Here is a 6,648-nt window from a genome sequence, read left to right on the forward strand (position 1 = left end):
TAATAACCCGCCGAGCGGGCCGTAATAACCCGCCGAGCGGGCCGAAACGACGTGCTGAACGTGCCGGTGATCGTGGGCGGCCAGGGGATGCGACCGCATCTGTGGACAATGCGGCCCACCACGTCGCCGACCCGAGCCGCAGTCGGTCCGCGTCGCTACTGTCGCCCCTGTGCCCCCACCGACCCCCGAGATCCGCCCGGACAACCTGGGCAGGTTCTTCGACAGCGGCACCCTGGCGCGTGCCCGGGTGTACGCCAACCGGGGCATGGTGGTGCGCTCGGAGTACGACACGAGCGGTCGGGTGCTGACCGGGACCTGCCGGGGCAACGGGACGCGCCCGTACGCGGTGCGGGTGGAGTTCACGGACGGCGCGGCGGGGTGGGAGATCGACTGGACCTCCTGCACGTGCCCGGTGGGCGAGTTCTGTAAACACGCCGCTGCCCTCGTGCTGATCGCGGCGCCACCCCGGTTGCACGTCGTCCCGACCGACCCGTGGGTGTCGGTCGAACCCTGGGAGTCGGTACTCGCCGACGTCATCGCCGAATCGGCACCCACACCGACCGCGGGTCTGCCGATCGCCCTGCAGTTCGCCCTCACCCGGGCGCCGTCGCGACATCAGTCCGGCGAGTGGATGACCCTGCGGCCGCTCACGCTCGGCAAACGCGGGATGTGGATCCGGTCGGGCCTGACGTGGCGGCACCTCGAGTTCACCACGCAGTCCGCCGAACACGACGCCGATCAGTACGCCGCGCTTCGCGAGATCTCACTCGAGTTCCGCCGTGCGCACCCCTATGCCCAGTCCGACGAGCTCGCCCTGTCGACTGCACCACCCACCATCTGGCGGTTGCTCTCCGACGCACGGACCGCCGGCGTCGCCCTGATCGCGCACCCGTCGACGTCCGCCGACGAGATCGCCATCGCCCGCGCCGCGACCCTCCGACTCGACATCGGCCAGGACGGCACCGACGGCGACGCCCACCTCGCCGTCACGCTCGAGGTCGACGACGAGTACTGGGACCCCGACGCCACCCACCTGGTCGGATCACCGAATCCCCATGGTGCCCTTCGCACCACCGGTCGAGTCCTGACACTGGCGCCGTTCGAGCCCCGACCCGGCCGCGCGCTCGCCCAGCTGTTCGGTACCGGCGGCGGACTCGCCGTCCCGGCGCACTCGGTCGGGCGTTTCGCCGACGAGTTCCTGCCGCGCCTCACCGCGGCGATACCGGTGCGCGTGGCGCAGGGGTCGTTCACCCCGCCCGACATCGACGGTCCGCGCGCCGTACTCACCATCGACATCGACGACACCGGCGTCGGACACGCATGGTGGAGCGTGCGGTATCTCGTCAACGACCAGGGCCACGACTTCGACCCGGCCGTGCCGATGACCGCGGTGGGGTTCCGACGTGCCGCAGCCGAGATCGCGCTCTGGGACGCCCTTGCCCCGGCGCTGCGATCCATCGCCGCGTCGGCGGGCACCTGGACGAGTCAGGCCTGCGATCACGTCCGGGCACGGATGCGCCACGGGTTCGACATGTCGCTGGCCGACGAGGTCGGTCGGATCCTGGCCGCGAGGTCCGTCGCCGATGCGGCCGTCACCAGCTCGGCGCGGACGCTGCTCTCCGGTGTGTGCCTCACCGCGCTGGAGACCGCGCGCCTGTGTGTCGAGCTGCTCCCCGATCTCGTCGTCGCCCATCCGGAACTGATCGTGGCCGTCGGTGCCGGTGCCGCGAACTTCGCCGCGGCACACAGTGATCCACTGGTGGGGTTCTCGCTGTCCGAGGACGACGCGACCGACCTCGAGGACGGGGGATCGCCGAACGACTGGTTCGATCTGCGCGTCACCGTGAACGTCGACGACCACCGCGTGCCCATCGCCGACGTGTTCACCGAGCTCGCCGACGGCGCGACGCACATGCTCCTCCCGTCCGGGGTGTACTTCCCGCTCGACTCCCCGGAGCTGAGTCGTATCGGTGAGCTGATGGCCGAGGGGCGCTCGCTCGGCGAGATCGAATCCGGTCGGGTCCGCGCCGCGTCCGGCAACGTCACCCTGTGGGAGGAACTGCTCTCGCTCGGCGTGGTGGACGAGCAGACGCAGGCCTGGCGAGACCGGATGGCGCGACTGAGTTCGGCACGCCCGCAACACCGCGTCACCCCGCCCGACATGCTGCAGGCAACGCTGCGCGGATATCAGCAGGAGGGCCTGGACTGGCTGAGCTTTCTCTGGGACAACGGACTCGGCGGCATCCTCGCCGACGACATGGGTCTGGGCAAGACCGTGCAGACGCTCGCCGTCATCGCCCGCATCGTCGAGAGCGGGTCCGAGGGCAAGTTCCTGGTCGTCGCACCGACCAGCGTCGTCGGCAACTGGGTCACCGAATGCCTGAAGTTCGTCCCGGATCTCACCGCTGTCGCCATCACCGCGACCCAATCACGCAGCCGCATCCCGCTGGCGCACTCCGTCGCCCACGCGGACATCGTCGTCACGTCGTACGCATTGATGCGTATCGACATCGACGCCTACGACGAGATCGACTGGGCCGGAGTCATCTTCGACGAGGCGCAGTTCGTCAAGAACCACAACTCCAAGGGCCACCAGTGCGCGCGTCGTCTGCGGGCGCCGTTCAAGCTCGCGATCACCGGTACCCCGATGGAGAACAACCTCATGGAGCTCTGGTCGCTGCTGTCGATCACGGCACCGGGCCTGTTCCCCCGACCGCAGCCGTTCACCGACTGGTTCCGCAAACCCATCGAGAGCGGACACCACCCCGAGCGGCTCGCTGTGCTGCGCCGGCGCATCAAACCCATGATGCTGCGCCGCAAGAAGGAGCAGGTCGCCGCGGATCTGCCCGGCAAGCAGGAGCAGGTGCTCGCGGTGCAGCTGTCGCCGAAGCACCGGCGGGCCTACGACACCCGCCTCGCCCGGGAACGCCAGAAGGTCCTCGGCCTGCTCGGCGACTGGGAGAAGAACCGGTTCGCGATCTTCCGATCGTTGACGATGTTGCGGCAGATGAGCCTGCACGCCGGTCTGGTCGACGAGTCGATGCGCGACATCGCCTCGGCCAAGGTGGACTTCCTGCTCGAACAGCTGCCGGAACTCATCGCCGAGGGCCACAGCTCGCTGGTGTTCAGCCAGTTCACCGGGTTCCTCGCGATCGTCCGGGCCGAGCTGGACGCGGCGGGCATCGCCTACAGCTACCTCGACGGATCGATGACGTCGCAGGCCCGCGCCGCGGAGGTCGCGAGTTTCGGGGCGGGCGCGACCCAGGTCTTCCTGATCAGTCTCAAGGCGGGTGGCTTCGGACTCAACCTCACCGAGGCCGATTACTGCTTCATCTGCGACCCGTGGTGGAACCCCGCGGCCGAGGCCCAGGCGGTCGACCGCGCGCACCGTATCGGTCAGACCCGGCCGGTCACCGTCTACCGTCTGGTGTCGGCGGACACCATCGAGGAGAAAGTCGTTGCCCTGCAGGAGCGCAAGCGTGAGCTGTTCAGCGCGGTCATCGACGAGGGGGATGAGTTCGGTAGCGCGATCGCGGCAGCGGACATCCGAGCCCTCCTGGAGTGACGCGAGGTCAGGCGTTGGCCGGAGGCCGACCGCGTGCGCGCTTGCGACCCACCACCCGGCCGTTGGAGAAGATCTCGCCACCCCACACCCCGTGGGGTTCGCGTCGCTCGAGCGCCCCGGCCAGGCACTGGTCGGTGACCGGGCACGTCCGGCACAGTGATTGCGCCCGTTGGAGGGCACGCGGACGTTCGTCGAACCACCAGTCCGCGTTCGCCGACAGACAGGGGAGACGATTCGCCGTCGCACGGAGTGTCGGGTTCATGACGTCATAGTCCAATGTGAACCACGCTTGAGGTCAAGGGTTTCCGCCACATGCGAGGCAAAGATCGGTCAAAGGTACGAGGCCATGTCGGCCAAACGTACTACCGCCGAGCGTGCGTCAGAAGAACCCGCCCATGTCGCCGCCACCGAAATCGTTGTCGCCGAGGTCGTTGTTCCCGAGATCGTTGTCGTCGAATCCGCCGGCGCTGTAGTCCCCGCCCATGTCATCGCCGTACCCGTTGCCATAGTCGTTGAAGCCACCCATGAGGCCGTCCATCAGGACCATGCCGCCGAGTCCGGCGATGCCCGCGACCGCCACCGTCTTCCACCAGGGCTGGCTGTACCAACCGGCGGGAGCGTAATTGCCGTTCACCGAACCGCCGGCGAAGTAGTACGGGTTGTTGCGGTCGGGCTGCGACGACTTCGTCCACGTCTGGTTGTCGACCCGCACCTGATCGCCGGTGCCCATGGGCTGCTGTTCGGCGAAGGAGGGGAGGTCCGGGCCGGGGTCGATGCCGAGCGCGGTCCGGGCCCCGCGGATGTAGTACAGACCCTCCACCGCAGTGCGTTTGGCGAAGCCGAACTGCGCCACCGACGTTGCCTGCGTGATCTGCGAGACCGCTGCGGTGTGGCGCTCGGAGGCGTCGGCGAGTGCCTGCTGCGCGGGCATGCTGTCGCCGGGGACCAGCATGGTGATCTGTCCGCCGAGCCGCTCGACCCAGCTCTGCGCGTCGGCCCGGGCATCGGCGACCGCGCCGTTCTGGCCAGGACGGATTCCGGCGCTTCGCCGCATCGCCATGAACGCCGCGGCGCCCACGATCAGCACGAGAACGATGATGAGCAGCGCCATGGTGACTCCTGGTCGCTCGTCGGGTGCGGTCGGTTCCCATTGTGCCCGCGTCCGTGGCGACGGTCATCCCGCGCTTCGGCGACCCCGTCGGCTGCGCGCCTACAGTCGAGGGAGGGGAAGCGCTCGAGCGCTCCCGCACGAATGCAGCGAACGGAAGGCACGCACCACATGGCTTACAGGTACCTCGGCAACAGCGGTCTGAAGATCTCGGAGATCACGTACGGCAACTGGCTGACCCACGGGTCGCAGGTGGAGAACGACATCGCCGAGAAGTGCGTGCACGCAGCCCTCGAGGCCGGCATCACCACCTTCGACACCGCAGACGTCTACGCCAACGGTGCCGCCGAGACCGTGCTCGGCAAGGCGCTGTCGGGCGAGCGCCGCGAGGGTCTGGAGATCTTCACCAAGGTCTACTTCCCGGTCGGCAAGCTCGGCCCCAACGACACCGGCCTGTCGCGCAAGCACATCAGCGAGGGCATCAACGCCTCGCTCAAGCGACTCGGCACCGACTACGTCGACCTCTACCAGGCGCACCGCTACGACCACGAGACCCCGCTGGAGGAGACGATCCAGGCGTTCGCCGACGTCGTCCGCTCGGGCAAGGCGCTCTACATCGGGGTGTCGGAGTGGACCGCCGAGCAGCTGCAGGAGGGCCAGATCCTCGCCCGCGACGCAGGCTTCTCGATCATCTCCAACCAGCCGCAGTACTCCGCGCTCTGGCGTGTCATCGAGGAGAAGGTCGTCCCGACCTCGAAGGAGCTCGGAATCTCGCAGATCGTGTGGTCGCCGATCGCCCAGGGCGTGCTCACCGGCAAGTACAAGCCGGGCGAGGCCCCGCCGGCCGGGTCGCGCGCCACCGACGACAAGGGCGGCGACGAGATGATCAAGCGTTACCTCGACGACGAGGTCCTCACCAACGTGGCGAAGCTGCAGCCCATCGCCGACGATCTGGGCATCAAGATGTCGCAGCTCGCGATCGCGTGGGTGCTGGCCAACGACAACATCGCCGCGGCGCTCGTCGGTGCGTCCCGCCCCGAGCAGATCACCGAGAACGTCAAGGCCTCCGAGGTCACCCTCGACGCCGACGTGCTGAAGAAGATCGACGAGGCGTTGGGCAGCAGCATCATTCGCGACGCCTCGCTCACCAAGAGCCCCGAGAAGCGCATCGTCTAGACCGTGACCGCAGGACGCGCGTCGGTGACGATCCGCCCGTTCACCGACACCGACTGGCCGCTGATCTGGCCGTTCTTCGCCGACATCGTCGCCGACGGGGAGACCTACGCGTTCGACCCCGAGTGGTCGAGCGACGAGTCCCGCGCGGTGTGGCTCGGCGGCCCGAGGTCGCACGTCGTCGTCGCGGTCGACGGAGAGCGCGTGCTCGGCACGGCGACGATGGGGCCGAACCGGCCCGCGCGCGGCGCGCATGTCGGGACGGCGAGCTTCATGGTCTCGCCCGACGCGCGCGGACTGGGCGTCGGGCGGTTGCTCGGCGAGTACGTGATCGACTGGCATCGGCAAGAAGCGTTCGCGGCCATACAGTTCAATGCCGTTGTCGAGACGAACACCGCAGCCGTCGCGCTGTGGCAGAGCCTCGGTTTCGACATCATCGGAACCGTGCCGGGCGCCTTCGACAGCGCCCGGCACGGTCGGGTGGGCCTGCACGTGATGCACCTGCCACTGACCACGGGATAGACATGCCCCTTCTGCCCACACCTCCCGCGCCGACGCTCGGATCGGACCACCGCGCATCGATCGCCTGGGTCGCCGAGCACCTCGGCGACCTCGCGCGCGAGGACCCCACCGACATCGCCGCAGGCGGATTCACCGGCGGACAGGTCGCCGCCGACACCGCGCTGGCCGGACTCGACATCACCGGGTACGCCCGCGATCGCAGCACCGTGTTGCCGGTCGATCGACGCGGCGCGAGCCGGATGTCGCCCTACATCCGCCACGGTTTGCTGCCGTTGCGGAC

5 protein-coding genes and 1 pseudogene are annotated in these 6,648 nt (G+C 68.7%); 4 read left to right on the forward strand and 2 right to left on the reverse strand.

The genetic code is table 11. From position 1 onward, the window contains the following. Nucleotides 1-169: 169 nt before the first annotated feature. Nucleotides 170-3,565 (forward strand): DEAD/DEAH box helicase, encoded by a 3,396-nt coding sequence (locus tag JHC79_RS04105; protein ID WP_366782245.1) that lies wholly within the window; start codon nucleotides 170-172, stop codon nucleotides 3,563-3,565. Between the two features lie 7 nt (nucleotides 3,566-3,572). Here the strand turns inward: JHC79_RS04105 and JHC79_RS04110 are convergent, their stop codons facing one another. Both JHC79_RS04110 and JHC79_RS04115 read right to left on the reverse strand, forming a co-directional pair. Next, nucleotides 3,573-3,827 carry a WhiB family transcriptional regulator gene (locus JHC79_RS04110; RefSeq protein WP_296388620.1) on the reverse strand — a complete coding sequence of 85 codons (255 nt, stop codon included), beginning with the start codon at nucleotides 3,825-3,827 and terminating at the stop codon, nucleotides 3,573-3,575. Between the two features lie 117 nt (nucleotides 3,828-3,944). Next, complete coding sequence (locus JHC79_RS04115) at nucleotides 3,945-4,676, reverse strand: DUF1542 domain-containing protein (protein ID WP_296388623.1); 732 nt, start codon at nucleotides 4,674-4,676, stop codon at nucleotides 3,945-3,947. Nucleotides 4,677-4,844: 168 nt separating this feature from the next. On the opposite strand from JHC79_RS04115, the gene JHC79_RS04120 reads away from it, so the two are divergent. From JHC79_RS04120 to JHC79_RS04130, 3 genes and pseudogenes are all read left to right on the forward strand, one after another. Beyond that, nucleotides 4,845-5,849: an aldo/keto reductase family protein gene (locus JHC79_RS04120; protein ID WP_296388626.1), complete on the forward strand. Its 1,005-nt coding sequence runs from the start codon at nucleotides 4,845-4,847 to the stop codon at nucleotides 5,847-5,849. Between the two features lie 3 nt (nucleotides 5,850-5,852). After that, nucleotides 5,853-6,368, forward strand: a complete 516-nt coding sequence (locus JHC79_RS04125; protein ID WP_296388627.1) for a GNAT family N-acetyltransferase — start codon at nucleotides 5,853-5,855, stop codon at nucleotides 6,366-6,368. A 2-nt stretch (nucleotides 6,369-6,370) separates the two neighbouring features. Further along, nucleotides 6,371-6,648, forward strand: a pseudogene (locus JHC79_RS04130) (deoxyribodipyrimidine photolyase); the annotation flags it as partial.

Source organism: Williamsia sp. (assembly GCF_016462415.1).
Taxonomy (GTDB): domain Bacteria; phylum Actinomycetota; class Actinomycetes; order Mycobacteriales; family Mycobacteriaceae; genus Williamsia_A.